Source organism: Longimonas halophila, from assembly GCF_002554705.1.
GTDB lineage: Bacteria > Bacteroidota > Rhodothermia > Rhodothermales > Salinibacteraceae > Longimonas > Longimonas halophila.
Map to the genome: position 1 here is coordinate 1 of NZ_PDEP01000032.1, position 1,013 is coordinate 1,013.

The window sequence follows — 1,013 nt, forward strand, 5'->3', positions numbered from 1 at the left end:
GTAGAGACGCCCCATTGGGTAGAGACGCCCCACTGGGACGTCTCTACCTGGGACGTCTCTACAGATGCATTGGTGGGGCCATCGGCGGATGCGGCCGCACGCTGTACCTCAAACCCGGCGTTATTCGTCTCCGAAAGGGTTTGCCACTGCACCGTCACCGCTTCAGTGCCGGAGCGCTGCGCTTCGAATCCAGCCAACTCCACCGGCAGCGCCTCCGCGTCGCCGGCGATGGCGTACTCGCTGAAGCCGCTCACGCCGCTGCGGCTGAAGGTCTCTGCCTCCGCGTCGAGCGTCCATGGCCCCGTCACGTCCTGCCACGGCTGCCCTGGGCCCTCGCGCTTTAAGAGCAGCACCGCCCCCGGGTCGCTCACGCCCGCCAGCCCGCTGAAGTCGAAGGTCACATCCGCTGAGGCGCTGCCGCCTACCGGCTCGATGCCCCACGTTACGTGGGCGCGCCGGGTGGCGCCGGTCTGCGAGAAGTCCTCTCCCGGCGCGCCCGCTTCAATGAGATCGCTTGTCGCCGCGCCGTACTGGTAGACCGCGAGCCTATCGGCCTCCGTGGATCCCTGGTTCGTCACCTGCACCGTGCCGCCCTCTGGACCCACGGCCTGACTGGTTCCCCCGCTCAGCAGGGCCGCCGTCTGCCCGAGCAACGCGCCGCTGGTTGTGGTGCGCACCGCGTCGCCTTCGAGCGTGCCGATACTCCGCCCGGCAGCGTCGTAGGCCATGCGGAGAGCATTTTCGTCAGAGGCATTTTCATCAGGCACCTCTTCATCAGGCACCTCTTCATCAAAACGCCAGTAGCTGGCCAGGCCGGGCGCGGGGGCATCGATCGTCTGGTGCATGCCTGTGCGGATCTCCTCTGGTGAGCGCGCAGTGTCCCACAGCCGCACCTCGTCGATCTGTCCGGCAAGGAAGTCGCTTGGCGTGCTCGTGTCCCACTCCTGCCCGATCGAGAACCGCCCGCCGCTCACCGGGCGAACGCTCGTGGTAAAGGTGGCCTGCTCGGTGCC

General features: G+C 67.5%; 1 protein-coding gene. It reads right to left on the reverse strand.

The window, feature by feature from the left end; translation table 11 throughout:
* On the reverse strand, window positions 1-1,013 hold a 1,013-nt coding region (locus CRI93_RS14970), incomplete at both ends, for a LamG domain-containing protein (protein WP_141491754.1).